A 24,768-nucleotide genomic window follows, 5' to 3' on the forward strand; every position below is an offset into this window, starting at 1 on the left:
CTTGCGTCGGTTCCGGCCTGGATGACCGGAACGGGAGCCGTGGCGGGGCCGGGCCGGGCGACCGGCCCGGCCCCACCAGCGGGTGTTGCCGGTTACCGGTTGCCGGAGTGTCCGGTGGTGCTGCTCGGCGAGGCCGTCCCCCCAGAGGCCTTGCCGTGCTTCGCCGCGACCCCGTCGCGGTGGCTGTCCTGACCGATGGTGCCAGCGGTCACGTCCTTGCCGGGCACCGGGGTTCCGCTACCCGGGACCAGGGACGGCGCGGACCGGCGGGTGTTGTCGCTCGGGCCCACCGGGACCGGGGTGGCAACGCCCTGCGGCACGACCTTCTTGTCCGTCGGCACCGGGGCCGGGACGGAGCCGGCCGCGACGTTCGGCGCGACGGGGGCCGGGGCGACCGGCGCGGACGGCAGCTGCAGGGTGACGCTGCTCTGCAGGGCGCCCGGGGACACCCAACCCGAGAGCGTACCGGCGTAGGCGGAACCGAACGCGGCCGTTCCGATGGACAGCTTCTGAGCAGTTCCGGTCGGCACGGTGGCCTGGACCTGAACGCCGGCCGGCGCGTTCACCGTGACGGTGTCGCCGACCCGGTAGGCGGTGACCTGGCCGGAGGCGAGGGCCGTGTTCCAGGCTGCGCGGCGCTGGAACTCCAGGCCGACCTCGCGCTGGCTCAGGTTCACGATCGGGGTGTTGTCCGCGTGCAGCGAGCGGTAGGTGCCGAGGATCTTCTCCAGCACCGGGAAGAGGATGCGGTCCTCGGAGATGTTCGACTGGTGCACGAAGTGCGGCCGGGGGTCGTTGCTCAGCACGTGGCCGAGGTCGATCCGGGCCTCCAGCGGCACGATGTACGACTGGTAACCGGTGTTGACGTCCAGCGGCTGGGTCAGGCAGGTCGAGTTGGCGTTGTTCTCGCAGATGCCGCTGCCGCCGTTGGCCGCGCTGGTGTAGATCCAGTTGTACTCGTCGGCCTCTTCCTTCGCCGTGCCGGCGTTGTAGAAGATGTTCATCGGGTACCGCGGCACGGTCAGCACGTTCGAGCCGATGTTCCGCTGGCCGGTCTCGCGGGAGGCGTCGCTGGCCGTGAACTTGATGCCGTTGGCGGCCAGCACCGGCGCCAGGTTCGGGTTGTCGGTGGTCTCCTGCGGTGCGGTCATCAGGCCGGAGTGCTCACCGGTGACCAGGGTCTGCGGGTCGAAGCCGAGGCCGTGTGCGGCGGCCCAGGAGACGTTGTTCGTGATCTCGGTGGAGATCGTGCTCTGGTCGGTCCAGACCGTGTTGCCCGCGCTGTTCTTGGTGCAGCGCCACGGCACCACCGTGACGTCCTGCACGCAGCCCAGGTACGGGTGGGTGTAGGTGTGGTTGACCCACCGGTAGCTGTTCTGGTCGGCGATCAGGCGGTCCGCCGTGGGGTCCACGGTGGTCGAGTGGTCGGACTTCCAGTCCTCGCTGCCGGCACCGTTGAACACCATGTCCAGCGTGAAGTTGTTGGCGGTCTGCCACTGCTTCAGGTGGTTGGCGTCGTCGACGGTCATCCGGATCGGGTTGGCCGTCTCCGGGGTGCCGGGCGGGCAGGTGACGTCGCCGGGGGTGCACTTCAGCACGGTGTCCCAGCGGTCGTCGGCCAGGAAGACGTCGTCCACGTGGGTGGCGAAGTAGTTCCGGTCGTAGCCGAGGTGGACGCCCTGGGTGAGCCATTCGACCATGCCGCGGGCCAGCAGGCGGTACTGCTGCTGGTACTGGTTGTAGACGAACGTGACGACAAGTTCCTTGCGGCCGCCGTGGGTGTACTCGCCGACCAGCGAACCGCGGGAGGTCGTGTTGGGTATCGCCGCGTCGACCAGCGGGACGAAGGAGCTGCCGGACGGAAGGCCGGCGTACGGGGTGGCCAGGTAGCCGTAGCTCTCGCTGACGTCGGGAGCGTTGTCCTCGAACGGGACGCTGCCCTTGAGGTACCCGAACGGTCCCGAAGTTCCGGATGCCGTGGTCGCGCCCTGGAATCCGTCGAGGCTGCCGACGAATCCGGGATTCTGGGCGTAGTTCAGACCCACCGCCGGACTGGCCCAGGTGTACGCGTCGATCTGGCGGACGTTGAATGCGGCTTCGTAGCTCGCGATCGCCGTCATCTCGGCGGCACTGCTGGGGAAGGGGTTTTCGTTGGGCAGCACGATGCCCTGGAACTTCCCCCGGGGCTGGCCGTTCACCGTGTCACTCAGGAAAGCCGAGTTGATGACGGGACGGTTGGGGTCATTGAGACTGACGACCTTGTAGGGCGTGCCCTGGCTCTTCAGCTCGGCCGCGATGGCGGCGACGGACGGACCACCGTCGTCGACGACCAGGACGGTGAGGTCGATCCTGGGCGGCGTGTCGCCGTGGGCCAGGGTGATCTGCAGGCCGCTGGCCAGCAGGACTGCCGCGGCGCACGCGGCGACTCTTCGGGTCGCTCGACCCATGGTGATCCTCCCCTTGGGGCCGGCGCGCCGCTGCTCGGCGCTCGCCTGCCCGTGTCTCTGTTCGCGGGCAGCCGGGCTGCCCGGGCCCATCCTGGTCGAGTGAAGGCGGTGTGAGGGACCAATTGGGCGAGAGTGCAGCGAACCTGTTACCAACGTTCATGGTGAGGCCATGAAGGCGCTGATTGTGACCGGAACCGTACCGGCGGCGCAAATAATGAATTGGAAATGAAAAACCGGAAGCCGAGTGCTACGCGCGGTTACTGACGGTGTGGGTCCGTGGGGCGGGCGGGACACCTACACTGTCGTCGTTGCGCATGACACTCTTGCACATCTCGCCGCCCCGTTGGGCAGGTTCATGCAATATCGGGCACGGCTGTGCCATGTGACAGTCCGAATATGCAATGGAGGTGCTCGCGTGGTCGATCAGCATACCGAGTCGGGGGGATTCCGGAACGTACGGAATGCGTCACCGGAGAGCCGCGGAACGTCGCTGGTCGGACGCAGTCTCGGTTTGCGCGGCGCGATCAACGCGCGGGATCTGGGCGGGTACCGGGCGGCTGACGACCGGATTCTCCGGCGCGGGGTGGCACTGCGCAGCGATGGCCTGAACCATGTCACCGCCGAGGACCTCGCCCCGCTCGGTGCGCTCGGCCTGCGCAGCGTGGTGGACCTGCGGAGCATGGGAGAAGTCCGCCAGGCCGGTCTCGACCGGCTGCCCGGCGGTGTGACACTTCATCATCTTCCGCTGCTGGCAGCGGACTTCGACATCTTCCTGCTGATCCGCGACGCGCTGGCCGACCACAGTCCGCAGCGCCAGCAGGCCCTGCTCGGCGACGGCAGGGCGGCCGCGCTGATGACCGGCCTCTACCGGTGGTTCGTCACGGATCCGGTGGCGCGCGAGCGCTTCGCCGCCCTGCTGCGCCTGCTGGCCGCCCCGGACGGGCCGCCGTTGCTGTTCCACTGTTCGGCTGGCAAGGACCGCACCGGCTGGGCAGCCGCACTGCTGCTGACCGCCCTCGGGGTGGACCGCGGGACCGTCCTGGCCGACTACCTGCTCACCAACGAGCGCTCAGCCCCGGTCGTGCGCCGGGCGCTGGACGACTTCGGCGCCCGGGGCCTGATGAGCGAGCCCGAGCTGCTCCTGCCGGTCTTCCGGGCCGACCACGGCTACCTGGACGCGGCGTTCGCGGAGGTCGAGACGGGCTGGGGCGGCTTCGAGGCGTTCTGGCGGGAGGGGCTGGGGCTGGACGACGAGGTGCTGGCCGGGCTGCGCGCCAACCTGCTGGACGAGCCCGGGGCCGGGGCCGGGGTCGAGCAGGTGGCCGAGCACGTGGCCGGCCCGGCCCGGGCCGACGGGCTCAGCCCGCGCTGATCAGCCCTCGTTGATCAGCCCTTCGCGCAGCTGGGTCAGCGTCCGGGTGAGCAGCCGGGAGACGTGCATCTGGGAGATCCCGATCTCCTCGCCGATCTGCGACTGGGTGAGGTTGCCGAAGAACCGCAGCATGATGATCCGGCGCTCCCGCGGCGGCAGCTTGGCCAGCAGCGGCTTGAGCGACTCCCGGTACTCGACGCCCTCCAGCGCGAGGTCCTCGTAGCCGAGCCGGTCGGCCAGCGGCCCGTCGCTGTCCTCCTCGCCGGTGCCGGAGTCGAGCGAGCTGGCGGTGTACGCGTTGCCGACCGCGAGACCCTCGACCACGTCCTCCTCGCTGACCCCCAGGCAGACCGCCAGCTCGGCGACGGTGGGGGAGCGGTCCAGCCGCTGGGAGAGCTCGTCGCCGGCCTTGGTGAGCGCCAGCCGCAGCTCCTGGAGCCGGCGGGGCACCCGGACCGACCAGCTGGTGTCCCGGAAGAAGCGCTTGATCTCGCCGACCACGGTGGGCATCGCGAAGGTGGGGAACTCGACCCCGCGCTCCGGGTCGAACCGGTCGATCGCCTTGATCAGGCCGATCGTGCCGACCTGGACGATGTCCTCCATCGGCTCGTTGCGGCTGCGGAAGCGCGCCGAGGCGTACCGGACCAGCGGCAGGTTGAGCTCGATCAGGGTGTCGCGGACGTAGGTGTGCTCCGTGCTGCCGGGGTCCAGCGCGGCCAGCCGCAGGAACAGCGAGCGGGAGAGCGTCCGGGTGTCGATCCCGGCGCCGGGCGGCGTCTCGGATCCCGCGACGGGGCCGGGCGGCGCGACCGGTTCGGCCCGCTGCCGCGGGACGAGGTCCTCGGCGACGGCCGTGCCGTTGGCCTGACCAGCGTGGATCTCCGCAGTGCCCAGCTCTCCGGACATGCACCCACCCCCTCGTGACTGACAGTTGAACGGGGGCCTTCGCGCGGAGGTTCCCGGCGAGGGCCTTCCCCCTGCATACCGGAACACGGTCCACGGCAAACCCGAACGTCGCAAGATGTCACGCACGGGTAACTCGCTGCAATCTCACTCTTCCCAGGAGTTGCCGGTCCGAAGCCTGGTCAGGATCCGCGAGAGCAGCCGGGAGACGTGCATCTGGGACATCCCCAGTTCGGTGCTGATCTGGGACTGGGTCAGGTTGGCGAAGAACCGCAGCATCACGATCCGGCGCTCCCGCTCGGGGAGTTGGACCAGCAGGTGGCGGACCATGTCGCGGTGTTCGACCTCGGCCAGCGCCGAGTCCTCGTAGCCGAGCCGGTCGAGCAGGGCGAGCCCGCCCTCGTGCTCCTGCGCGGCCTCCAGGGACGCCGCGTTGTAGGCCCGTCCGGCGTCCAGGCAGGCCCGCACGTCCTCCTCGGGGATCCGCAGGCTGGCGGCGATCTCGGGCACCTTGGGAGCCCTCCCGTGCAGCACCGTCAGCTCCTCCATCGCGCCGCTGACCTGGACCCACAGCTCCTGGAGCCGGCGCGGGACGTGCATGGTGCGGACGTTGTCCCGGAAGTAGCGCTTGATCTCGCCCAGGATGGTCGGCAGCGCGTAGGTGGGGAACTGGACGCCGCGGTCGGGGTCGAACCGGTCGATCGCGTTGATCAGGCCGATCGTGCCGACCTGGACGACGTCCTCCATGGGCTCGCTGCGGCTGCGGAAGCGGGTGGCCGCGTAGCGGACCAGCGGGATGTTCACCTCGATCAGGGCGGCCCGGACCCGCTCCCGCTCGGGGGCGTCAGGGGGCAGCTCGGCGAGCCGTTCGAACAGCACCCGGGTCAGCGTCCGGACGTCCACGGCCGGCCGGCCGCCGGGGCCGCGCAGCCGGTCCGGGCGGAGCTCGCCGGCCGGGCTGGTGATCGCAGCCAGCACTTCGTCCACGGACACCTCACCCCTCCCAAAGTCGTCAAACGGCGGGCCCTGCGGATCGGGTGTCGGGGCTGGCGCACTACCTCGCCATGTCCGGCAAAACCGGTCATAGCATCACAAGGTGGGCACAGGTCGGGCAAGCACCCGACGGAGGTGTGTTGGTGGGGCGTTCAACCTTTCCCCGGCCGGCCGGCGGGGTGGGGCCCGGATCGTTCCCGGACGGAGCAGAACGCCCCGCCCGGATACCGGGCGGGGCGCAGCGGTCCGTCCGGGGTACGGCCCGGGTACGGGCTCCGGACGGAAAGGGGTCGGACCGGGTCGGAAAGGGGCCGGACGGGGTGGGGCGGGTGGGCCGGACGGGTGCTCAGACCTCGATGTCGGCGATCACCCAGGTGGCGAACTCGCGCCAGAGGCCGGCCGCGGCCTGGTGGTCCGGGTGGGTCAGGTAGGCCTGGAGGGCCTCGCCGTCCTCGACCAGGCTGTTGATCGCGTAGTCGTACGCGATGTCCCGCTCGGTGGTGTTCCAGCCGCACTCCCACTGGCGCAGCTCGGGGATCACCGCGCCGAGCGCGCCGAAGGCCTTGGCGCCGGCGAGCACGCGCTCTTCGTCCTTGCTGACGCCTTCGTTGAGCTTGAACAGGACCAGGTGCCGGATCACGATTGCCGCTCCTCGCGGACGGGGACTGAGGGTCCCGCTCACCGTAGCCGGTGGCCCGGGACCGGTCGCCGGCCGACCGCTACTTGATCAGCCCGGTCATGAAGGTGCCGACCGCCTTGGCCGCGTTGGAGATGCCCTCGAACCCGAGCTGGACCAGCTCGGCGGAGCGGGAGGGCGAGCTGATGATCGAGTAGAGCACGAAGACGAGCAGGAGGGCGATGCCGATCTTCTTCGCCTGCGCCATCAGGTGACCTTCCTCGAAGCCGTCGGCCGCCGTCATCCGGTCCCCGAACGGCCTGCAAGGCAGCTTATCCACCCGGACGGGCTATCAAGTGTGCGACGCGTTCGGCCGCCGGGACGAAGGTCCCCGCGAGTGGGGCCTTTCTCCGGGTGCCCGGTCGCGGTCCGGGCGGCAGGATGGATGACGTACCGAGGATCTGGCAGGAATCTCCGGTACATGGATCCGGAGCTCCCCGCTGTGGGACCGGTCGCCGCGACTTCCCCCCGACGCGGCTCCGGTTGTGGGACTCCGCCGGGGGAGCGGTCAGTCCCCCCGAGCCGCTCCCCCCTCCAGGCTCCGTACGGACCGGGCACCGGTGGTCATCGGCCCGGGGTACGGAGCCGTTTTTCGTGCCCGCGCCCGTGCTGTGCCGTCGGCGCGGCGGAGGGGACAAACGCCGAGGGCCCGTCCGGATCGGACGGGCCCTCGGGCTTTCGAGCGGTAGCGGTGGGATTCGAACCCACGGTGGAGTTGCCCCCACACACGCTTTCGAGGCGTGCTCCTTTGGCCGCTCGGACACGCTACCGAGAGGAACTCTACCGGAGGGTCGGCGCAGTCACGAAATCCGTATCGGTACGGCGGCCGGCGGGCCCTCAGCGGTGGGTGTCGAAGAAGGCGCGCAGCTGCTCGCCGCACTCGTCGGCGAGGACGCCCCAGACCACCTCGGGGCGGTGGTTGAGCCGGCGGTCGCGCATCACGTCGAAGAGCGAACCGGCCGCGCCGGCCTTCTCGTCGAGGGCGCCGTAGACCACCCGGTCGATCCTGGACAGCACGATGGCGCCGGCGCACATCGTGCACGGCTCCAGCGTGACGACCAGCGTGCAGCCGCTCAGCCGCCACTCTCCGACCTTCGCCGCCGCCTGCCGGATCGCGACCACCTCGGCGTGCCCGGTCGGGTCGCCGACGGCCTCGCGCTCGTTGTGGCCGCGTCCGATCACCTCGCCGTCCGGGCCCAGGACGAGCGCCCCGACCGGTACGTCCCCGGTGGCCGGCGCCAGCGCGGCCTCGGCCATGGCGAGGCGCATCGGCGCCGCCCAGCGGTCACGGACCGGGTCGGGGCGGACGGGTGCGGGCAGCGGAGGGACGTGCGGGACGGTCAACGGGGCGGATGCGGGCTGCATGGCATCCAGTGTCGGGCATCCGGTGGCGGACACCGGCCTGACCGGCCCCGCTACCGGACGGCCTCCAGGACCTCGCCACAGCCCAGGGCCTCGGCGATCTCCTCCAGGGCGTCGCCCGGGACCGCGCCCTCGCCGCTGAGGGCGAGCAGTTCGTCGGAGGCCAGGCCGAACTCGGTGAGCAGGTGGGCGTCGCCCAGCGGGCCGACCGGGACGCCGCCGCGGGCGTCGGCGTCCTCCTCGTCCTGCTCCTCGGCCTCCTCGGCCTCGTCCAGCAGGTGCTCCAGGTCGCCGAACTCGCTCTCGCCGGCCTGGTCGACCAGTTCGTCGGTGAGGACGGAGCCGTAGGAGCTGCGGGCGGCCGCGGCGCCGTCCGACACGAAGATCCGAGGGTCCTCCTCGCCGTCCACGCGGACGATGGCGAACCAGGCGTCCTCCTGTTCGATGAAGATCAGGACGCTGTCGTCGTCCTGGGCCGAGTCGCGGGCCAGGTCGGTCAGATCGGCCAGGGTCTCGACGTCGTCGAGCTCCGTCTCGCTCACATCCCACCCGTCCTCGGAGCGAGCAAGCACTGCAGCGAAGTACGCCACCAGGGACACTCCCAAGATCATCGGTATCGGCTGTCGGCACGCCCGGGCGACGCGAAAATCCGGCCGCCCCCGCGCCGGAGACGGTCCGCTTGTTCGGACCGTCCCCTCGGAATCGTGACAGAAAGCCCGCCCTCGCGGGGGGTGTTCGGCAGCGCGTCTTTGCAGGTCGTGTCGGAAGGACCGGGTGGCGGACGGCGAAGTCGGGCCGGGACGGTGGGAGGCCGGTCGAAATTTGCTCCGAACGCCCGCAGGGCCGCCGCGGGTCGCTTTTCGGTGCGTCCGCCGGGTGCGCACGGTTCGTGCCGGGAGCGTGTCAGGGCGGTGCGGGGCCGGGCCGGGTCGGGTCGGGTCCGGGTCAGGTCCGGAAGGTTCGCATCCGCATCGCCTCGCGCATCCGCCGCTCCTTGGTCCGCCGGGGCTGGACCCGCTCCCGCAGCTCGCGGGCCTCGGTGAGCTCGCGCAGGAAGACGGCCCGCCGTTTGCGGCGCTCCGCCTCGGTCTCCGGGAGGTCGTGCGGCGGGCCCGGGCTCCGGCCCTCCCCGCCGACGGGCTCGTCCACCGAGCCGTCCCCGGCCTTCGGGTTGCTCGTCATAAGACGTGACATTCCCAGAACGGCCCGGTTGATACCACAGGAGGTGCTTCCGTCCGGACAGGCGCGGTGGGTCACGGCGTGTCACGAACGCGTCACCCGGTCCGGCACCCGGGTGGGGCACGGCGGGTCGTACACCCGTCCAGGAGCGGGCTAACCTCGATACATGCGTCTCCACGTCGTCGACCACCCCCTGGTCGCCCACAAGCTCTCCACCCTGCGCGACGAGCGCACCGACTCGCCGACCTTCCGTCGCCTGACCGACGAGCTGGTGACCCTCCTCGCCTACGAGGCCACCCGGGACGTCCGCACCGACGAGGTGGAGATCACCACCCCGGTGGCGGTCACGCTGGGTACCCGGCTCAGCTACCCGCGTCCGCTGGTCGTGCCGATCCTGCGGGCCGGTCTCGGCATGCTGGACGGGATGACCCGCCTGCTGCCGACCGCCGAGGTGGGCTTCCTCGGCATGGTCCGCAACGAGGAGACCCTGGAGGCCTCCACCTACGCCACCCGGATGCCGGATGACCTCTCCGGCCGCCAGGTCTACGTGCTCGACCCGATGCTGGCCACCGGCGGCACCCTGGTCGCCGCGATCAGGACGCTGATCGAGCGCGGTGCCACCGACGTCACCGCCGTCGTGCTGCTGGCCGCCCCCGAGGGCGTCGAGGTGGTGCAGCGGGAGCTGGCGGACCTGCCGGTCACCGTGGTCACCGCCGCCCTGGACGAGCGGCTCAACGAGAACGGCTACATCGTTCCCGGCCTCGGCGACGCGGGCGACCGGCTCTACGGCACGGCCGGCTGAGCCTCCCCCGGACTGGACCACCGGACCACCGAAGCAGTACCGGAGCAGCACCGGGCCACCGGAGCGGCACCGGACCACCGAACACCGAGAGCCCCCCGGCACTGCGTCTGCCGGGGGGCTCTTCGCGGTCCTTGACGCCTCAGCAGCTGCCGGTGGCGGTCGGGGTGGGGGAGGGCTTGGTGGCCAGCGCGAGGGCGGCGGCCGCCTGGGTCTCGTCCAGCAGCGTGTTGTAGCTGTCGCCGATCACGAAGTCCACGCTGCCGTCGGTGCGGGCGTCGGCGGTGACGGCGGCCCCGGCGATCTGCGAGCCGACCAGGGTGCCGGCGCCGGCACCGGCCGGGCCGGCGATCACCTGGGCGGTGCCGGGCACCTTCTTGTCCAGCTCGGCCGGGGCGTTGCCGACCTTGCCGATGACGAAGCCGCGCTTCTTGAACTCCTCGGCCGTCCGGCCGGCCAGGCCGCCCTTGGTGGTGGCGTTGTAGACGTTGACGGTGACCGCGGAGGGCTGCGGGACCGCGTGCGGGTCGCCCTGCGCGGCGGCGGGCGCGCCGGCGGCGTCGGTGGCGCCCGGCGTCGGGGCGGCCAGCGGCTTGCCGGACGGGGTCGCGCAGGCCTGGGCCGAGGCGTTCTTGCCCTTGCCGGTGAAGATGTCGTACAGCTGGAGGCCGCCGAGCGAGATCAGGGCCAGGACGAGCAGGCCGACGAGCGCGGCGATCACCTTGCGGCTCTTCTTGGGGGGCCGGCCCAGCCGCGGGTAGGTGTTGCCGGTGACGCGGTACTGCTTCCCCTTGAGCCCTTGGGGAGTCAACATGCTCACGGTCTGTCTCCCCCTCGTGCCGGGGCGGGGTCGGGATGACGGATCGGCCGGGTGGGTGCTTCCCCCGGTGCGGGCGGAATCCCCTGGTCGCGGCCGTAGTCAGCAGCGTAGTGCCGTACGGCCTCGAAGGTACTAAACGATCATCATCTGGCGTACCCCGGTACCCGAAAGGGGGTACCCGGGTACGCGCGGACCGCCCTCCGCCGGGTGGCGAGGGGGCGGTCCTGAGAGCCTGTGGCGGGTCCGAAGGTCCCGGCGGCCGGGGCCGTCATTCCATTTCGAGGACGCGGGCGTGCAGCACCTGGCGCTGCTGCAGCGCGGCCCGGACGGCCCGGTGCAGGCCGTCCTCCAGGTAGAGGTCGCCGTGCCACTTCACCACGTGGGCGAAGAGGTCCCCGTAGAAGGTCGAGTCCTCGGCCAGGAGGGTTTCGAGGTCGAGTTGACCCTTGGTGGTCACCAGCTGGTCGAGCCGCACCGGGCGCGGGGCGACGTCAGCCCACTGGCGGGTGCTCGTCCGGCCGTGATCCGGGTACGGCCGCCCATTGCCGATGCGCTTGAAGATCACACGGAAAGCCTACCGTTTGGGCGGCGGATGGCGCAGCAGCCGCGGCGCCGCCACGCGTGCCGGTGTGAACTGCGCGTGGACGAATGCGGCTGTTTGATGGGAAATGTCGCGAACATCGCCCCGGGGCCGACGGGTTCCGGTGCCGATGCCGAAGCGTTCCGAAGCGTTCCGATCCGCTCAGGAGTGTGCACCGATGTCCTCCGACCTCACCCCGCCGGCCGTCCGGGAGATCGCCGACGGGTACGCCTTCACCGGTCCCGCCCTCGACCTCGGAGCGGTGCTGCTGGACGGAACCGCGTACCCGGACGCCCAGGTGCGCATCCCGCTGGGCGTGCTCAACCGGCACGGGCTGGTCGCCGGGGCCACCGGCACCGGCAAGACCAAGACCCTCCAGCTGATCGCCGAACAGCTCTCCGGAGAGGGCGTGCCGGTGTTCCTGGCCGACGTCAAGGGGGACGTCTCCGGCGTCGCCGCGCCGGGGACGCCGAGCGAGCGGACCGGCGCCCGGGCCGCCGAGGTGGGGCAGCAGTGGGCGCCGCGGGCCTGCCCGGCCGAGTTCTACTCGCTCGGCGGGCAGGGTGAGGGCATCCCGGTCAGGGCCACCGTCACCAGCTTCGGGCCGCTGCTGCTGTCCAAGGTGCTCGACCTGAACGAGACCCAGGAGTCCTCGCTCAGCCTGGTGTTCCACTACGCCGACGGCAAGGGCCTGGAGCTCTACGACCTCAAGGACCTCACCGCGGTGATCGCCTTCCTCGCCTCACCCGAGGGCAGGGAGGAACTGCGGACCATCGGCGGGCTCTCGGCGGCCACCGCAGGGGTGATCCTGCGGGCGCTCACCGTGCTGGAGAACGAGGGCGCCGGGGCGTTCTTCGGCGAGCCCGAGTTCGACACCGCCGAGCTGCTGCGGAGCACCCAGGACGGCAGGGGGGTGGTCTCGGTGCTGGAACTGCCCGCCGTGCAGGACCGGCCGCGGCTGTTCTCCACCTTCCTGATGTGGCTGCTCGCCGACCTCTACCAGGAGCTGCCCGAGGTGGGCGACCTCGACAAGCCCAAGCTGGTGTTCTTCTTCGACGAGGCGCACCTGCTGTTCAAGGGCGCCTCCAAGGCCTTCCTGGAGGCGATCACCCAGACCGTGCGGCTGATCCGGTCCAAGGGGGTCGGCATCTTCTTCGTGACCCAGACGCCGCGGGACGTCCCGTCCGACGTGCTGGCGCAGTTGGGCAACCGGGTGCAGCACGCGCTGCGCGCCTTCACCCCGGACGACGCCAAGGCGCTCAAGGCCACCGTCTCGACCTTCCCGCGCTCCTCGTACGACCTCGGTGCGGTGCTGACCTCGCTGGGCACCGGCGAGGCCGTGGTCACCGTCCTCTCCGAGAAGGGCGCGCCGACACCGGTCGCGGCGACCAGGCTGAGGGCGCCGCAGTCGCTGATGGGGCCGATCGAGGCGAACGCGCTGCGGGCGATGGTGGAGGCCTCACCGCTGACCGCGCGCTACCGGGACGCGATCGACCGGGAGTCGGCGTACGAGAAGCTGGCGGCGCGCGCGCCCAGGCCGGAGGCGGCGCCGGCCGGGGCCGAGCCGTCGAAGCCGTCGGAGTCGCCCGCGCCGCGGGAGCGGGCGAAGGAGCAGGCGAGGGAGCAGGCCGGCGCGGGTGGGCTGCTCGGGTCGCTGCTGAGCAACCCGACCGTGAAGTCCTTCGCGCGCTCGGCCGGGCGCCAGCTCGGGCAGGAGATCTCGCGCAGCCTGTTCGGGACGTCCAAGCGGCGGCGGTGACCGGTCAGCCGGAGAGCGCGGCGCCGATCCGGTCCAGGGAGGACAGCCGCATCAGGCCGTAGTGGTAGAACTCGACCTCGGGGACGCCGAGTTCGCGCAGGGTGGCGATCTTGGCGGTGAGGTTCTCCGGGCCGTCGCAGTCGGAGGACATCGGGCGCAGGATCACCGCCATGTCCTGCGGGCGGACGCCGTGCAGGGCGAAGGCGGCGATCTTCTCCCGGACCGCCTCCGGGGTCCTCGCGTAGCCGAGGGTCTCGATCCCGTCGACGGCCTTGGCGAGGGCCGGCAGGTCGATGCCGGAGAGCCAGCCCGTGCCGGGTCCGCCGCCGTCCATGAAGCTCAGCCGCATGCCGTGGCGGCGGGCCTGCTCGGAGAGATCGGCGGCCAGCGAGGTGACGGTGGCGGCGGAGGCGTCCACGTAGGCGGCGAAGGCGCCGTCGGCGAGGGCGCTCAGGTCGGCGGGCCCGGCGGCGGCGGACTCGTCGGCCAGCCGGCGGCGCAGTTCGGTCCGTACGGCTTCGGCGACCAGGTCGGCCGGGACGCCGGCCCCGGTGGCGGCGGCGCGGCAGTGCGGGCAGAAGCAGACGCCGAGCAGGGCCTCGGCGGTCGGGCCGAGTTCCTCGAAGTAGCGCTCGTGGTGGTAGCCGTGGCGCAGGCCGTGGAAGTGCAGGGACTCGGCGCGGATCGCGTCCACGCCGTACCTGGCCAGTTCGGCGACCAGGGTCAGCGCGTACTCCCTGACCTCCGGGTTCGCCGGGCAGAGTTCGGTGAGGTGGCGGTCGCCGAAGGCGTTGGCCGGGGCGCAGTCGGGGTGGGCGAAGCCGAGCCGGTCGTTGTGGCAGAAGACCGTCCAGGCGTGCAGCTTCAGCCCGCGGCGGCCGGCCTCCTCGGCGGCCTCGGCGAAGGGGTCGCGGTCACCGATCGCGGTGGACGGCACGGGGGCCAGCCGGCGGCCCTGCCAGGCGGCCGGATCGGGGCGGAAGTACGCGGCGCCGGGCTCCAGGTAGCGGATCACCCGGCGGGGGTTGTGCGGGAAGACGTCGCGGGCCTCGTGGTAGACCGAGGCGAGGGTGACGCCACCGACCCCGGCGCGGTCGGTGAGGTTGCCGAAGAAGGTGTCGGTGCCCTCGTCGAGCAGATCGGTGGCGAAGGCGAGGACGGACGACTCCACGGTGCGGCTCCGGAGCTGGGGGAGGGTGAGCCGTCCACGCTATCCGCAGGGGTTGGATTGGTCTATACCTGATGCTCCGGGCGGTCCTGCGGGCCCGTGACGCCGCCGGCCGGCACGTCTCACAGGCCGAGGTCGTCCAGCTGCTTGAGCAGGGCGGATCCGGGGCTGCTCGGGGCACCCGCGCCCTGGGGCGCGGGCTGCGGGGCCCGCGTCCCGGCCTGCTGATCGGCGGGCCGGTTGCGGAGCAGGACGGCGGCGGCCAGTCCGCCGATCAGCCCGCCGAGGTGGCCCAGCCAGCTGACGCCCTGGGCGAGCGGCAGCACCCCGACCAGGATGGTCGAGTAGACCGCCGCGATGACGATGCCGACCACCGCGTCCAGCACGTTGCGGTCCAGCACCCCGCGCAGCACCACGTAGCCGAGGTAGCCGTAGACCATGCCGCTGGCGCCGGCCGTCACGGTGTTCGGGCCCTCCAGCAGCCAGACCGTCAGCCCGCCGGACACCACGATCACCAGGCTGGCCAGCAGGAACTTCCGCATGCCCCGGTAGGCCGACAGGAAGCCGAGTACGAACAGCGGCCAGGAGTTGGCCTCGATGTGGCTCCAACTGAAGTGCAGGAAGGGCATGGTGAACATCTCGGGCAGATCGCCGAGCTGCCCGGAGCGCAGCCCGAACTCCCGCGACAGCCCGTAGTCGCCCAGCCAGTTGACGACCTGGACCGACCAGATGACGGCCTGGACGCCGAGCATGGTGAACAGCGCGCGGCGGGAGTCGGCGAACAACTGGGCGAATTTGGCGGCCATGCCCCGACTGTAGGGCTTGTCGTCCGGCGGTGGGAGCGGATGCGCACCCGATTACAGTGACCCGTGTCATTCCGACCGTGAGAGGTGACCAGCCCATGAGCAAGCGCCCGCCGCTGCCGTACGAGTTCCTGCCGCAGGTGCCGTCCTTCGAGCTGAGCAGCCAGGACATCACCGAAGGCGGCACGCTGGGAGAGGAGTTCGTCCACGCCGGCGGCAACCTCTCGCCGCAGCTGGCCTGGTCCGGCCTGCCCGAGGGCACCCGGAGCATCGCGGTCACCTGCTACGACCCGGACGCGCCGACCGGCTCCGGCTGGTGGCACTGGCTCGCGCTCGACCTGCCCGCCGACACCACCGGGCTGCCGCGCGGCGCCGGCTCCTCGGACGGGAGCCTGCCGGGCGGGGCCTCCTTCCACGGCCGCAACGACTTCCCCGGCAACCGGTACGACGGCGCCGCCCCGCCGCCCGGCGCCCCGCACCGCTACGTCTTCGCGGTGCACGCGCTGGACGTGGAGAAGCTCGGCATCGCCGCCGACATCCCGCCGGCCCAGGTGGGCTTCAACCTGACCTTCCACACCCTGGGCCGGGCGCTGCTGACCGCCGAGTACGGGGTCTGAGCGGGCCGTGCCGACGACCGATCGTCCGGCCGGGGCCTGACCTGCGGTCTAATCCTCCGGGCCCGCCGCGTGGCGGGCCCGGGCGGCGAGTCCGCGCAGGTGCTCGCGCAGCGCCGGCGGCTCGTGCACCTCGAAGGCGCAGTCCAGCGACAGCAGCCGCATCGCCGTCCACTCCAGGGAGTCGGAGCGGGAGCGGAGCCGGCAGCTGTGCCCGTCGATCGGCTCGACCTCGCAGTCGCCGTGCCTGAGGCCGTGGCGGACCCGCTCGGCCGGGGCGTGCACGGTGGCGACCACGGTGCCGCTCGGTGACGGGCGGCGCAGCTTGCCCGCCACGTACGCGGCGGCGTCCTCGGCGGGGAGCTGGCGCGGGGTGAAGCGGACACCCGTGGTGGCCGGGGCGATCAGCCGGTCGACCCGGAAGAGCCGCCAGTCCGCGCGGTCCAGGTCGTAGCCGACCAGGTACCAGCGGCGGCCGACCGAGACCAGCCGTTCGGGCTCGACCTGCCGCCTGGTCTCGGCGCCGTCGTACGCCCGGTAGCCGAAGCGCAGCCGTTCCCTGGCGGTGACGGCGCTGGCGAGCACCGTGAGGTCCTCCGGGTCGACGGTCGGGCCGTCCCCGGTGAGCAGGGGCACGGTCGCGGAGTTGAGCGTCCCGACCCGCTGCCGCAGCCGGCCAGGCAGCACCTGGAGAAGCTTGCCGAGCGCCCGTACCGAGGCCTCCTCGATGCCGACCACGGCGTGCCCGGCCGCCGCGCGCAGCCCGACCGCGATGGCCACCGCCTCCTCGTCGTCCAGCAGCAGCGGGGGCATCGCGGTGCCCGCGACCAGCCGGTAGCCGCCGACCGCGCCCATGCTGGCCCGCACCGGGTAGCCGAGCTCGCGCAGCCGGTCGATGTCGCGCCGGATGGTGCGGGGGCTGACGCCGAGCCGCTCGGCGAGCTCGCTGCCGGGCCACTCGCGCGGGGTCTGGAGCAGGGAGAGGAGGCTCAGCAGCCGGGCCGGGGTGTCGGTCATACCACCCAGCATGCCGGAACGACTGGGACAGGTTCTGACCTACATGCCCCGTACTGTCCCGGACGTGGAGAAGAGCGTCGTGGACGTGGAGAAGGAAGAGGAGAACGCAATGGGCACCGCGCAAGCGGACCGGCGGAGGTGGATCGCGCTGACGATCGTGATGGTCGCCTCCTTCATGGACTTGGTGGACGTCACCATCGTCAACATCGCCATCCCGAGCATCCGGGAGGACACCGGCGCCTCCTTCAGCGCCGTCCAGTGGGTCACCGGCGGCTACGCGCTGGCCTTCGCGATCGGCCTGATCACCGGCGGCCGGCTGGGCGACATCCACGGCCGCAAGCGGCTGTTCCTGATCGGGATAGGCGGCTTCACGGTGGCCTCGGCGCTGTGCGGGCTGGCCACCGGCCCGGAGATGCTGATCGCGACCCGGCTGCTCCAGGGCGGGACGGCGGCGCTGATGGTGCCGCAGGTGCTGTCGATCATCCACGCGACCTTCCCGGCGGAGGAGCGCGGCAAGGTGTTCGGCCTGTTCGGCGCGGTGGTCGGGCTCGGCGCCGTCTCCGGTCCGCTGATCGGCGCGCTGCTCACCGAGTGGGACCTGTTCGGCCTGGCCTGGCGGCCGATCTTCCTGATCAACCTGCCGGTCGGCATCGCCGGTCTGCTGCTGGGCCGCCGCTTCATCGACGAGTCGAAGGCAGACCAGGCGCTGAAGCTGGACCTGGTGGGCGTGGCGCTGGCCAGCCTCGGCCTGCTGATGCTGATCTACCCGCTGACGCACGGCCGGGAGGCCGGCTGGCCGCTGTGGGGCCACCTGTCGATGGCCGGGAGCCTGCCGGTGTTCGCGCTGTTCGTGGCGTACGAGAAGGTCAAGACGCGGCGGGACGGCTCGCCGCTGGTGGAGCTGGCGCTGTTCCGGGTGAAGTCCTTCGCGGCCGGGATCTGCGTGCAGCTGGCCTTCGGCGTGGCGATCGGCATCTACTTCCTGGTCTGGACCCTTTACCTGCAGATGGGCCTGGGCTGGAGCGCGCTCAAGGCCGGTGCGACCGGCATCCCGTTCTCGATCGCGGTCTCCGTGGCGGCCGGGCTCTCGGTGCAGAAGCTGGTGCCGCGCTTCGGGCGGAAGGTGCTCCAGACCGGTGCGCTGGTGATGGCGGTGGGCGTGCTCGTCTACCTCTGGGAGGCGGACCGGTACGGGACGGCCATCACGGCCTGGCAGATGGTGCTGCCGCTGGTGGTGATGGGCCTCGGGATGGGCCTGATCGTCGCGCCGATCACCGACGCGGTGCTGGCGGAGGTGCCGCGCGAGCACGCCGGTTCGGCGTCCGGGCTGATCAACACCGTGCAGCAGGTGGGCAACGCGCTCGGGCTCGGCCTGGTGTCGGTCGCCTTCTTCGGGGCGATGGACGACGTGGTCGCGCCGGAGGCGGCCGGGGCGGCGTTCAGCGGGGCCTTCGTGCACGCCATGTGGTGGGTCGCCGGGGTGCTGTTCGCCGTCTTCCTGCTGATGTTCGCGCTGCCGAAGCGGCGCAAGGCGGTCGGGCCGGTCGCCGGCTCCACCGCGGAGGAGCGGGAGCCCGTCCTGGCCTGACGGAACGCTCCCGTTCGCGGGCCCCGGTCGCGCGGTGCGGCCGGGGCCCGCTTCGCGTGCCGGGACGGTGGACCGTACGGCGGTGGACTTCTCCGGCGGGACCGGCGGGGGCGACCGGTCTCAGCGCGCACCGGTCGGGGCGTGGGCGTGGGCGGGGGTGTGGGCGGGAGAGTGTGCGGGGGCCTGGGCAGTGGTCGTACGGGTGGTGGTGCGCGGCTTGGCCGCGGCCTTGGCCTCCTTCGCGGCGCGCTTCACCTCCTGCTTGAACTCCCGTACCAGGGTGAGGGATTCGGGACCGGTGATGTCGGCGACCGAGCGGTGCGCGCCCTCCTCGCCGTACACTCCGGCCGCCTCCTGCCAGCCCTCGGGCCGCACCCCGTACTGCTTGCCGAGCAGGGCCAGGAAGATCTGAGACTTCTGCTTGCCGAAGCCGGGCAGGGCGTTGAGCCGGCTGAGCAGCTCCTTGCCGGTGCGGACGTTCTTCCACAGCGCGGCGGCCTCGCCGTCGTACTGCGCGACGAGGAACTGGCAGAGCTGCTGCACCCGTTTGGCCATCGCGGCCGGATAGCGGTGCACCGCGGGTTTCGCTGAGAGGAGGGCGACGAACTCCTCCGGGTTGTAGGTGGCGATCTCGTGGGCGTCCAGGTCGTCGTGGCCGAGGCGCTGGGCGATGGTCAGCGGGCCGGTGAACGCCCACTCCATCGGGACCTGCTGGTCCAGCAGCATGCCGACGAGCGCGGCGAGCGCACTCCGTCCGAGCAGTTCGTCGGCCTCGGGCTGCTGTGCGAGCCGAACGGTGACGTTCATGGGCTTGCGCTCCTCGGAGTTGACGTCGGGTCGGCGCCCAGTCTGGTGGACGCGACGTTGGCGTAGGCGGTCAACACGCCCGTAGCCGGGGAAGTCTTGTCTGTTCAAGGCCTTGTCAGAGCTGCATTGTTCGTTGGCGGAGCGGTTGTCGGGGGTGGCGAACGGGGTAGCGCGGAATATTTTTTGCCCGAGCCCTTGCCCGCCCGTGCCCGCCCCCCTTCCTCCTCGTCCGCAGGACGCCCTCCGCCTCCTCCCCTGCCCTCGGGGCCCGGGCCGTCACCGCGGGATCGGTGTGCGGGGGCGGGCGTTGGGGGTGTGCAGGAGGAGGGAGGGCGCTCGGCCGGGCGGGCGGTTTTGAGTGGGGGCAATGGGTCATTTCATATGACTAATTCTGTTGTATCGGTGCGTCGAGCTGACGGCAGGTCATTCTTGGTCCACATCGACGCGTCCAGAAAGGCCAGACCGCCGTGACCCAGCCGTTCGAACTGCCGTCCTTCTACGTGCCGCACCCGGCACGCCTCAACCCCCATCTGGACGAGGCACGGTCCCATTCCACCGGCTGGGCCCGGGAGATGGGGATGCTGGAGGGCTCTGGAATCTGGGATCAGGCCGACCTGGAGGCCCACGACTACGGGCTGCTCTGCGCGTACACCCACCCCGACGCCTCCGCCGAGGCGCTGTCGCTGGTCACCGACTGGTACGTGTGGGTCTTCTTCTTCGACGACCACTTCCTCGACATGTACAAGCGCACCAACGACCGCGGGGCGGGCAAGGCCCACCTCGACCGGCTGCCGCTGTTCATGCCGGCCGACCCGGCCGCCGAGCTGCCCGAGCCGGAGAACCCGGTCGAGGCCGGGCTGGCCGACCTGTGGCGGCGCACCGTGCCGGTGATGGGCGAGGACTGGCGGATCCGGTTCGCCGAGAGCACCAGGAACCTGCTCAACGAGTCGCTGTGGGAGCTCGCGAACATCAACGAGGGCCGGGTGGCCAACCCGGTCGAGTACATCGAGATGCGCCGCAAGGTCGGTGGCGCGCCCTGGTCCGCGCAACTGGTCGAGTACGCGGCCGAGGCCGAGGTGCCGAAGGAGGTGTCGGGTTCGCGGGCGCTGCGGGTGCTGATGGACGCCTTCTCCGACGGGGTGCACCTGCGCAACGACATCTTCTCGTACCAGCGGGAGGTGGAGGACGAGGGCGAGCTGAGCAACGGCATCCTGGTGCTGGAACGATTCCTCGAATGCTCCACCCAGGAAGCCGCCGAGGCGGTCAACGACCTGCTCACCTCACGGCTCCAGCAGTTCGAGAACACCGTGTTCACCGAACTGCCGGTGCTGTTCGCGGAGACCGGGCTCGACCCGGCGGGCCGCGCCCGGGTGACGGCGTACGTCAAGGGCCTCCAGGACTGGCAGTCCGGCGGGCACGAGTGGCACCTGCGCTCCAGCCGGTACATGAACGGCGGTGGGGCGGCGGCGGGTTCGGGCAGGCCGGGCGGGCGGGGCAAGCAGGGCGGCTCGGGTGGCGAGGTGGTGCCCGGCTCGGGCGGTGCGCCGGCGGGACTGCCGGGACTGCCGGGACTGTCGGGGCTTCCGGGCGGGTCCGGGGGCGGCAACTGGTGGGACCAGTACGCGATCGGCGGCATCGGCACCTCGGCGCTGGACATCCTGCGCAAGGGGGCCATCGGCACGGAGCCGCCCGCGCCACCGGCGGTCGAGAGCGCGGCTGGCCCGGCCGGGCGGCGGGCACGCTCGTTCGGGTACGTGCCGTACCAGGCCGTCGGCCCGTCCCGGCTGCCCGGGTTCGAGCTGCCGTACGACCTCAGGCTGAGCCCGCACCTGGACGGCGCCAGGGAGCGGGTGATCGAGTGGGCCGGGCGGATGGGACTGCTGGCGGCCGAGCCCGGCGTCCCCGCATCCGGTGTCTGGGACGCCGGGTCGATGCGCGACTACGACCTCCCGCTCTGCGCGGCCGGCATCCATCCGGACGCCACGGCGGACCAACTCGACATCGCCTCGGCCTGGTTGGCCTGGGGCACCTGGGCCGACGACTACTACCCCCGGGCCTTCGGGCGCACCCGTGACCTGGGCGGCGCCAAGGCCTCCAACGCGCGGCTGTCGCTGTTCATGCCGGTGGACGGCAGCCCCGCGCCGGAGCCCGTCAACGCGCTGGAGCGCAGCCTCGCCGACCTCTGGGAGCGGACGGCCGGTCCGATGACCGTCGAGGCCAGGGGCCGGTTCCGGGTGGCGGTCGAGGCGATGCTGGACAGCTGGATCTGGGAGCTGGGCAACCAGATCCAGAACCGGATCCCGGACCCGGTGGACTACCTGGAGATGCGCCGCTCCACCTTCGGCTCCGAGCTCACCACGAGCCTCTCCCGCCTCGGCCACGGGAAGACCGTGCCGCAGGAGGTGTACGACCACGGCTCGATGCGCGCGCTGGAGAACTCCGCGATGGACTACGCGTGCATGATGAACGACCTCTTCTCGTACCAGAAGGAGGTCGAGTACGAGGGCGAGCTGCACAACGCCGTCCTGGTGGTGCAGAACTTCTTCAACTGCGACTACGAGTCGGGGGTCCGGATCGTCGACGACCTGATGCGCTCGCGGCTGGACCAGTTCCAGCACGTCGCGCGGAAGGAACTCCCGGTCATGTACGAGGACTTCGGGCTGGAGCCGGCGGCCCGGGAGCTGCTCGACGGGTACGTGGTGGAGTTGGAGAACTGGCTCGCGGGAATACTGGGTTGGCACGAAGGGTGTCTGCGGTACGGCACGGCCGACCTGGAGCGGCACTTCGGCGCCGAGCGGGACCTGGCGGAGGCCTCGCAGGCCCGCCGGGCGGCCACGGCGGCGGCCCCGATCGCTCCCACGGCCGCCGTCCCGACCGGTGGAGTGCCGCTCGGCCCGACCGGGCTGGGCACGGCCTCGCTGCGGCTGCCGCCGGGCGGGGCGGTGCCGGAGCACTGAGCGGCTGAGGCCGGGGAACCGGGAAAACAGGAGGGCGCGCCCGCGCGGGTCATCCCGCGCGGGCGCGTCGCGTCGTGGCTAGGCTGGCGAACCGGGGGCCGGCGTGCGCCCTCCCGGCGCGCGCACTTCGCCACACACGAAGGCAGAGAGATGGCTGCGCTACCTGAGGGCACACCCTGTTGGGCCGACGCGATGTTCACCGACCTGGAGGGCGCGAAGGCCTTCTACGGCGACGTGCTGGGCTGGACCTTCGGCGAGAGCTCGTCGGAGTACGGCAACTACACCCAGGCGTACTCGGACGGCAAGGCGGTCGCCGCGATCGTGCCGCCGATGCCCGGGGCCGAGGCCAAGTCCGCCTGGTGCCTGTACCTGGCCTCGCCGGACGCCGGCGCCACCGCGGCCCGGATCCGGGCCAACGGCGGCGAGGTGGTCATGGGGCCGATGCAGATCGGCGACTTCGGTACGTCGGTGATCGCCAGGGACCCGGCCGGCGTGGCGTTCGGCGTCTGGCAGGCCGGGCGGCACGAGGGCTTCGAGAAGCAGGGCGAGCCCGGCGCCTACAGCTGGGCCGAGGTGGTGACCCGCGAGCCGGCCCAGGCCGACGCCTTCTTCCCCGCGGTCTTCCCGTACGGCGTGAAGACGATGGCGGGCGGGGAGTTCGACTACCGGATGTTCCAGGTCGGCGAGCGGGTCGTGCTGGGCCGGATGGCGGCGGAGGGCGACTTCCTGCCGCCCCAGGCGCCCTCGTACATCAGCGTCTACTTCGCGGTGGACGACACCGACGCCGCGATCGAACGTCTGACGGCGCGCGGCGGCAAGGTGTACTTCGGCCCGATGGACAGCCCGTTCGGCCGGTTCGCGGCGGTCGGCGACCAGCAGGGCGCGGCCTTCGGGCTTATCGACCTGGGGCGGACGGTCGGCGAGCAGCCGGAGACGGCGGACGTCTGATGGAACGGCGAGCGGCGGGGCGGCGCGCGACGGGGACGGCCGCCGGTGGGTGAGCGCGAGGAACTCGTCGAGACGTTGGACAAGCACCGCGGACTGCTGCGGCGCACCACCCGGGACCTCACCGACGCCCAGGCGGCCGAGCGCACCACGGTCAGCGAGCTGACCCTCGGCGGCCTGGTCAAGCACGTGGCGGCGGCCGAGGCGCGCTGGGCGCGGTTCATGACCGGCGGTGCGGAGGCGATACGGGGCCGGGACGGGGAGCACGGGCCCGACGACCAGGAGGCCTGGGCGGCCCAGTTCCGGATGGTGGAGGGCGACACACTGGCCGGGCTGCTCGCCGAGTACGAACGGGTGGCGCGCGGGACGGACGAACTGGTCGGGAGTCTGCCCGACCTCGACCTCGCCCACGAACTGCCGCGTGCGCCCTGGTTCCCGCCGGGCACGGCCTGGTCGGCCCGGCGGGTGCTGCTGCACCTGATCGCCGAGACCGCGCAGCACGCCGGACACGCGGACATCATCCGTGAGTCGCTGGACGGGGCGAAGTCGATGGGCTGAGCGGTGCCGGAGGGCTGCGGGGCGGCGGCCGGCTGCGGGGTGTCGGCGGGCTGAGCGGTGCCGGAGGGCTCAGCGGCGTCGATGGTGCGGGACCGCCGTCAGGGCAGTTCCACGCCGAGGAGTCCGCGCAGCGCCCGGTCGCCGTCCGGGGTGACCCGCAGGGCCCGGCCGGAGCCGATCCGCTCCACCCAGGCGCGGTCCAGGGCGGCCCGGCAGAGCGCCGCGCCCAGCGCCCCGCCCAGGTGGTTGCGGCGCTCCGTCCAGTCCAGGCAGCTGCGCACCACCGGCCGCCCGCCCCGCTGGCCCGCGCGCGGCGGCAGCTCGATCCCCTGCGCGGCCAGCCAGTCCCGGCCGAGCCCGGTGACGGCGATCCCGTCCTCCTCGGTGACCAGGCCACGGGCGAGCAGCGCGTCCGAGACGGCCACGCCGAGGCGCCCGGCCAGGTGGTCGTAGCAGGTGCGGGCGCGGGCCTCGGCGCTCAGCCGGGTGGCCTCGCCCAGGTTGCGGGGTGCGGTCGCGGGGCCGGGCCGGGACTCGGCGAAGACGGTGAGGTCCTCGATCAGGGTGGCCACCGCGGGGGTGGCCAGCCGGACGTACCGGTGCCGGCCCTGCCGCTCCTCGGCCAGCAGCCCGCCCGCGATCAGCCGGGACAGGTGCTCGCTGGCCGTGGACGGTGCGACGCGTGCGTGCCGGGCCAGTTCGCCGGCGGTCCAGGCGCGGCCGTCGAGCAGCGCGGTGCAGATGGCGGCGCGGGTGGGGTCGGCGAGCAGGGCGGCGAAGGCGGCGAGCGTCATGCCTCCATGGTCGGGGCACGGGGGCTCGGACGGAGGCGGGGGCCTGTGCGGAGGCTGGAGCGTGTGCGAAGGCGGGCCCGCCGACGGAGTCGTGGGCGGTCGCAGCGTCGGGGCCGCGGGGGGAGGCGGAGCCGGGGACATGCCTCCAGGGTCGCCCCGGCACGGTTCGGCCGGGGCCGAAACGACCCGGGACCACGATGACGGCATGAGCGAAACCACGGTGGTCCCCGGCCCGGCGACCCTGACCTTCTCCCGCTACGACGACGTGACGGCGGCCCTGGCCGACCCGGCGCTGGTCCCGCTGCCCGCCGCCCCCGGCGCCGCCCCGGGCACGGTGGCCTGGCTGCGGTCTGCCGTCGCCCGGTTCAGTTCGGGCGAGCCGCACGCCCGGCGCCGGGCGCTGGTGCTGGCCGACCTGGAACGGCTGGACCCGGCCCGGCTGCGGGTGGCCGCGGCCGGTGGCTTCGAGCCCGACGTACGGCTGCGGGTCGTCCGGGTGCTCGCGGCGGAGTTCGGCCTGGCCGACCCGGAGGCGGTGGCGCGGGCCGAGCAGCTGATCGAGACGCTCGGCATGGGCGCGATGGCCGGGGCCGCGTGGACCACCCTGTCCCAGGGCGAGCGCGGCCG

Annotated in this window: 23 protein-coding genes, 1 tRNA gene and 1 pseudogene; 9 read left to right on the forward strand and 16 right to left on the reverse strand. The window is 72.2% G+C overall.

The features are described from left to right. Positions 1 to 92: 92 nt before the first annotated feature. Positions 93 to 2,447: a hypothetical protein gene (locus BU198_RS40510; RefSeq protein ID WP_188301704.1), complete on the reverse strand. Its 2,355-nt coding sequence runs from the start codon at positions 2,445 to 2,447 to the stop codon at positions 93 to 95. Between the two features lie 355 nt (positions 2,448 to 2,802). Here BU198_RS40510 and BU198_RS40515 point away from each other — a divergent pair, with 355 nt between their 5' ends. Then, positions 2,803 to 3,819: a tyrosine-protein phosphatase gene (locus BU198_RS40515; protein WP_223245585.1), complete on the forward strand. Its 1,017-nt coding sequence runs from the start codon at positions 2,803 to 2,805 to the stop codon at positions 3,817 to 3,819. On the opposite strand, the gene BU198_RS40520 is transcribed toward BU198_RS40515, so the two are convergent. The 8 genes from BU198_RS40520 to BU198_RS40555 all read right to left on the reverse strand — a co-directional run bounded on the left by BU198_RS40520 (position 3,820) and on the right by BU198_RS40555 (position 8,935). Continuing rightward, positions 3,820 to 4,725, reverse strand: a complete 906-nt coding sequence (locus BU198_RS40520; protein ID WP_188301706.1) for an RNA polymerase sigma factor SigF — start codon at positions 4,723 to 4,725, stop codon at positions 3,820 to 3,822. Positions 4,726 to 4,869: 144 nt separating this feature from the next. Further along, positions 4,870 to 5,715, reverse strand: coding sequence for an RNA polymerase sigma factor SigF (locus tag BU198_RS40525; RefSeq protein ID WP_317620522.1), 846 nt, complete (start codon positions 5,713 to 5,715; stop codon positions 4,870 to 4,872). Between the two features lie 346 nt (positions 5,716 to 6,061). Continuing rightward, positions 6,062 to 6,355 (reverse strand): Dabb family protein, encoded by a 294-nt coding sequence (locus BU198_RS40530; RefSeq protein WP_188301707.1) that lies wholly within the window; start codon positions 6,353 to 6,355, stop codon positions 6,062 to 6,064. 79 nt (positions 6,356 to 6,434) lie between these two features. Further along, a complete protein-coding gene (locus BU198_RS40535; RefSeq protein ID WP_188301725.1) occupies positions 6,435 to 6,671 on the reverse strand; it encodes a hypothetical protein in 237 nt (78 codons plus the stop codon). 403 nt (positions 6,672 to 7,074) lie between these two features. Beyond that, a tRNA-Ser gene (locus BU198_RS40540) sits at positions 7,075 to 7,161 on the reverse strand. Positions 7,162 to 7,228: 67 nt separating this feature from the next. Then, positions 7,229 to 7,756 carry a tRNA adenosine(34) deaminase TadA gene (gene tadA / locus BU198_RS40545; RefSeq protein WP_188301708.1) on the reverse strand — a complete coding sequence of 176 codons (528 nt, stop codon included), beginning with the start codon at positions 7,754 to 7,756 and terminating at the stop codon, positions 7,229 to 7,231. Between the two features lie 50 nt (positions 7,757 to 7,806). After that, positions 7,807 to 8,364 (reverse strand): tRNA adenosine deaminase-associated protein, encoded by a 558-nt coding sequence (locus BU198_RS40550; protein WP_188301709.1) that lies wholly within the window; start codon positions 8,362 to 8,364, stop codon positions 7,807 to 7,809. Positions 8,365 to 8,698: 334 nt separating this feature from the next. Next, positions 8,699 to 8,935 (reverse strand): hypothetical protein, encoded by a 237-nt coding sequence (locus tag BU198_RS40555; protein ID WP_223245586.1) that lies wholly within the window; start codon positions 8,933 to 8,935, stop codon positions 8,699 to 8,701. A gap of 163 nt (positions 8,936 to 9,098) precedes the next feature. Here BU198_RS40555 and upp point away from each other — a divergent pair, with 163 nt between their 5' ends. After that, positions 9,099 to 9,734: a uracil phosphoribosyltransferase gene (gene upp / locus BU198_RS40560; protein ID WP_188301710.1), complete on the forward strand. Its 636-nt coding sequence runs from the start codon at positions 9,099 to 9,101 to the stop codon at positions 9,732 to 9,734. 139 nt (positions 9,735 to 9,873) lie between these two features. On the opposite strand, the gene BU198_RS40565 is transcribed toward upp, so the two are convergent. Further along, positions 9,874 to 10,545 carry a LytR C-terminal domain-containing protein gene (locus tag BU198_RS40565; RefSeq protein WP_188301724.1) on the reverse strand — a complete coding sequence of 224 codons (672 nt, stop codon included), beginning with the start codon at positions 10,543 to 10,545 and terminating at the stop codon, positions 9,874 to 9,876. Between the two features lie 274 nt (positions 10,546 to 10,819). Next, complete coding sequence (locus BU198_RS40570) at positions 10,820 to 11,116, reverse strand: type II toxin-antitoxin system VapB family antitoxin (RefSeq protein WP_030061387.1); 297 nt, start codon at positions 11,114 to 11,116, stop codon at positions 10,820 to 10,822. 193 nt (positions 11,117 to 11,309) lie between these two features. Between BU198_RS40570 and BU198_RS40575 the strand changes: the two genes are divergently transcribed. Beyond that, complete coding sequence (locus BU198_RS40575) at positions 11,310 to 12,890, forward strand: helicase HerA-like domain-containing protein (RefSeq protein ID WP_223245587.1); 1,581 nt, start codon at positions 11,310 to 11,312, stop codon at positions 12,888 to 12,890. A gap of 4 nt (positions 12,891 to 12,894) precedes the next feature. On the opposite strand, the gene BU198_RS40580 is transcribed toward BU198_RS40575, so the two are convergent. Next, entirely contained in the window at positions 12,895 to 14,061 is a 1,167-nt protein-coding gene (locus BU198_RS40580; protein ID WP_188301712.1) for a hypothetical protein, read from the reverse strand. Between the two features lie 119 nt (positions 14,062 to 14,180). After that, entirely contained in the window at positions 14,181 to 14,864 is a 684-nt protein-coding gene (locus BU198_RS40585; protein WP_188301713.1) for a rhomboid family intramembrane serine protease, read from the reverse strand. A gap of 95 nt (positions 14,865 to 14,959) precedes the next feature. Here BU198_RS40585 and BU198_RS40590 point away from each other — a divergent pair, with 95 nt between their 5' ends. Further along, entirely contained in the window at positions 14,960 to 15,478 is a 519-nt protein-coding gene (locus BU198_RS40590; RefSeq protein ID WP_188301714.1) for a YbhB/YbcL family Raf kinase inhibitor-like protein, read from the forward strand. 48 nt (positions 15,479 to 15,526) lie between these two features. On the opposite strand, the gene BU198_RS40595 is transcribed toward BU198_RS40590, so the two are convergent. Continuing rightward, positions 15,527 to 16,492: a helix-turn-helix transcriptional regulator gene (locus BU198_RS40595; RefSeq protein WP_188301715.1), complete on the reverse strand. Its 966-nt coding sequence runs from the start codon at positions 16,490 to 16,492 to the stop codon at positions 15,527 to 15,529. Positions 16,493 to 16,601: 109 nt separating this feature from the next. Between BU198_RS40595 and BU198_RS40600 the strand changes: the two genes are divergently transcribed. Continuing rightward, positions 16,602 to 18,080 (forward strand): MFS transporter, encoded by a 1,479-nt coding sequence (locus tag BU198_RS40600; protein WP_223245593.1) that lies wholly within the window; start codon positions 16,602 to 16,604, stop codon positions 18,078 to 18,080. Between the two features lie 120 nt (positions 18,081 to 18,200). On the opposite strand, the gene BU198_RS40605 is transcribed toward BU198_RS40600, so the two are convergent. Continuing rightward, complete coding sequence (locus BU198_RS40605; protein ID WP_188301717.1) at positions 18,201 to 18,887, reverse strand: HhH-GPD-type base excision DNA repair protein; 687 nt, start codon at positions 18,885 to 18,887, stop codon at positions 18,201 to 18,203. A gap of 467 nt (positions 18,888 to 19,354) precedes the next feature. Between BU198_RS40605 and BU198_RS40610 the strand changes: the two genes are divergently transcribed. From BU198_RS40610 to BU198_RS40620, 3 genes are all read left to right on the forward strand, one after another. Further along, positions 19,355 to 21,844: a terpene synthase family protein gene (locus BU198_RS40610; RefSeq protein ID WP_188301718.1), complete on the forward strand. Its 2,490-nt coding sequence runs from the start codon at positions 19,355 to 19,357 to the stop codon at positions 21,842 to 21,844. A gap of 150 nt (positions 21,845 to 21,994) precedes the next feature. Beyond that, positions 21,995 to 22,792 (forward strand): VOC family protein, encoded by a 798-nt coding sequence (locus tag BU198_RS40615; RefSeq protein WP_188301719.1) that lies wholly within the window; start codon positions 21,995 to 21,997, stop codon positions 22,790 to 22,792. A 45-nt stretch (positions 22,793 to 22,837) separates the two neighbouring features. Further along, on the forward strand, positions 22,838 to 23,347 hold the full coding sequence (locus tag BU198_RS40620; RefSeq protein ID WP_188301720.1) for a DinB family protein: 510 nt from the start codon (positions 22,838 to 22,840) through the stop codon (positions 23,345 to 23,347). 98 nt (positions 23,348 to 23,445) lie between these two features. Here BU198_RS40620 and BU198_RS40625 read toward each other — a convergent pair whose 3' ends face one another. Further along, complete coding sequence (locus BU198_RS40625) at positions 23,446 to 24,141, reverse strand: ArsR/SmtB family transcription factor (protein WP_188301721.1); 696 nt, start codon at positions 24,139 to 24,141, stop codon at positions 23,446 to 23,448. 205 nt (positions 24,142 to 24,346) lie between these two features. Between BU198_RS40625 and BU198_RS40630 the strand changes: the two are divergent. Continuing rightward, positions 24,347 to 24,768: pseudogene (locus BU198_RS40630) on the forward strand (hypothetical protein); the annotation flags it as partial.

Origin of the sequence: Streptomyces sp. CBMA156 (assembly GCF_014596515.1) — a bacterium.
Taxonomy (GTDB): domain Bacteria; phylum Actinomycetota; class Actinomycetes; order Streptomycetales; family Streptomycetaceae; genus Kitasatospora.

Excerpts from the sequence above, each read along its gene's own strand:
- BU198_RS40555 (WP_223245586.1), bottom strand. The coding sequence starts at position 8,935 with ATGACGAGCAACCCGAAGGCCGGGGACGGCTCGGTGGACGAGCCCGTC.
- BU198_RS40510 (WP_188301704.1), bottom strand. The coding sequence starts at position 2,447 with ATGGGTCGAGCGACCCGAAGAGTCGCCGCGTGCGCCGCGGCAGTCCTG.
- tadA (WP_188301708.1), bottom strand. The coding sequence starts at position 7,756 with ATGCAGCCCGCATCCGCCCCGTTGACCGTCCCGCACGTCCCTCCGCTG.
- upp (WP_188301710.1), top strand. The coding sequence starts at position 9,099 with ATGCGTCTCCACGTCGTCGACCACCCCCTGGTCGCCCACAAGCTCTCC.
- BU198_RS40625 (WP_188301721.1), bottom strand. The coding sequence starts at position 24,141 with ATGACGCTCGCCGCCTTCGCCGCCCTGCTCGCCGACCCCACCCGCGCC.
- BU198_RS40575 (WP_223245587.1), top strand. The coding sequence starts at position 11,310 with ATGTCCTCCGACCTCACCCCGCCGGCCGTCCGGGAGATCGCCGACGGG.
- BU198_RS40590 (WP_188301714.1), top strand. The coding sequence starts at position 14,960 with ATGAGCAAGCGCCCGCCGCTGCCGTACGAGTTCCTGCCGCAGGTGCCG.
- BU198_RS40520 (WP_188301706.1), bottom strand. The coding sequence starts at position 4,725 with ATGTCCGGAGAGCTGGGCACTGCGGAGATCCACGCTGGTCAGGCCAAC.
- BU198_RS40585 (WP_188301713.1), bottom strand. The coding sequence starts at position 14,864 with ATGGCCGCCAAATTCGCCCAGTTGTTCGCCGACTCCCGCCGCGCGCTG.
- BU198_RS40515 (WP_223245585.1), top strand. The coding sequence starts at position 2,803 with ATGCAATATCGGGCACGGCTGTGCCATGTGACAGTCCGAATATGCAAT.
- BU198_RS40600 (WP_223245593.1), top strand. The coding sequence starts at position 16,602 with ATGGGCACCGCGCAAGCGGACCGGCGGAGGTGGATCGCGCTGACGATC.
- BU198_RS40595 (WP_188301715.1), bottom strand. The coding sequence starts at position 16,492 with ATGACCGACACCCCGGCCCGGCTGCTGAGCCTCCTCTCCCTGCTCCAG.
- BU198_RS40615 (WP_188301719.1), top strand. The coding sequence starts at position 21,995 with ATGGCTGCGCTACCTGAGGGCACACCCTGTTGGGCCGACGCGATGTTC.
- BU198_RS40605 (WP_188301717.1), bottom strand. The coding sequence starts at position 18,887 with ATGAACGTCACCGTTCGGCTCGCACAGCAGCCCGAGGCCGACGAACTG.
- BU198_RS40565 (WP_188301724.1), bottom strand. The coding sequence starts at position 10,545 with ATGTTGACTCCCCAAGGGCTCAAGGGGAAGCAGTACCGCGTCACCGGC.
- BU198_RS40550 (WP_188301709.1), bottom strand. The coding sequence starts at position 8,364 with ATGATCTTGGGAGTGTCCCTGGTGGCGTACTTCGCTGCAGTGCTTGCT.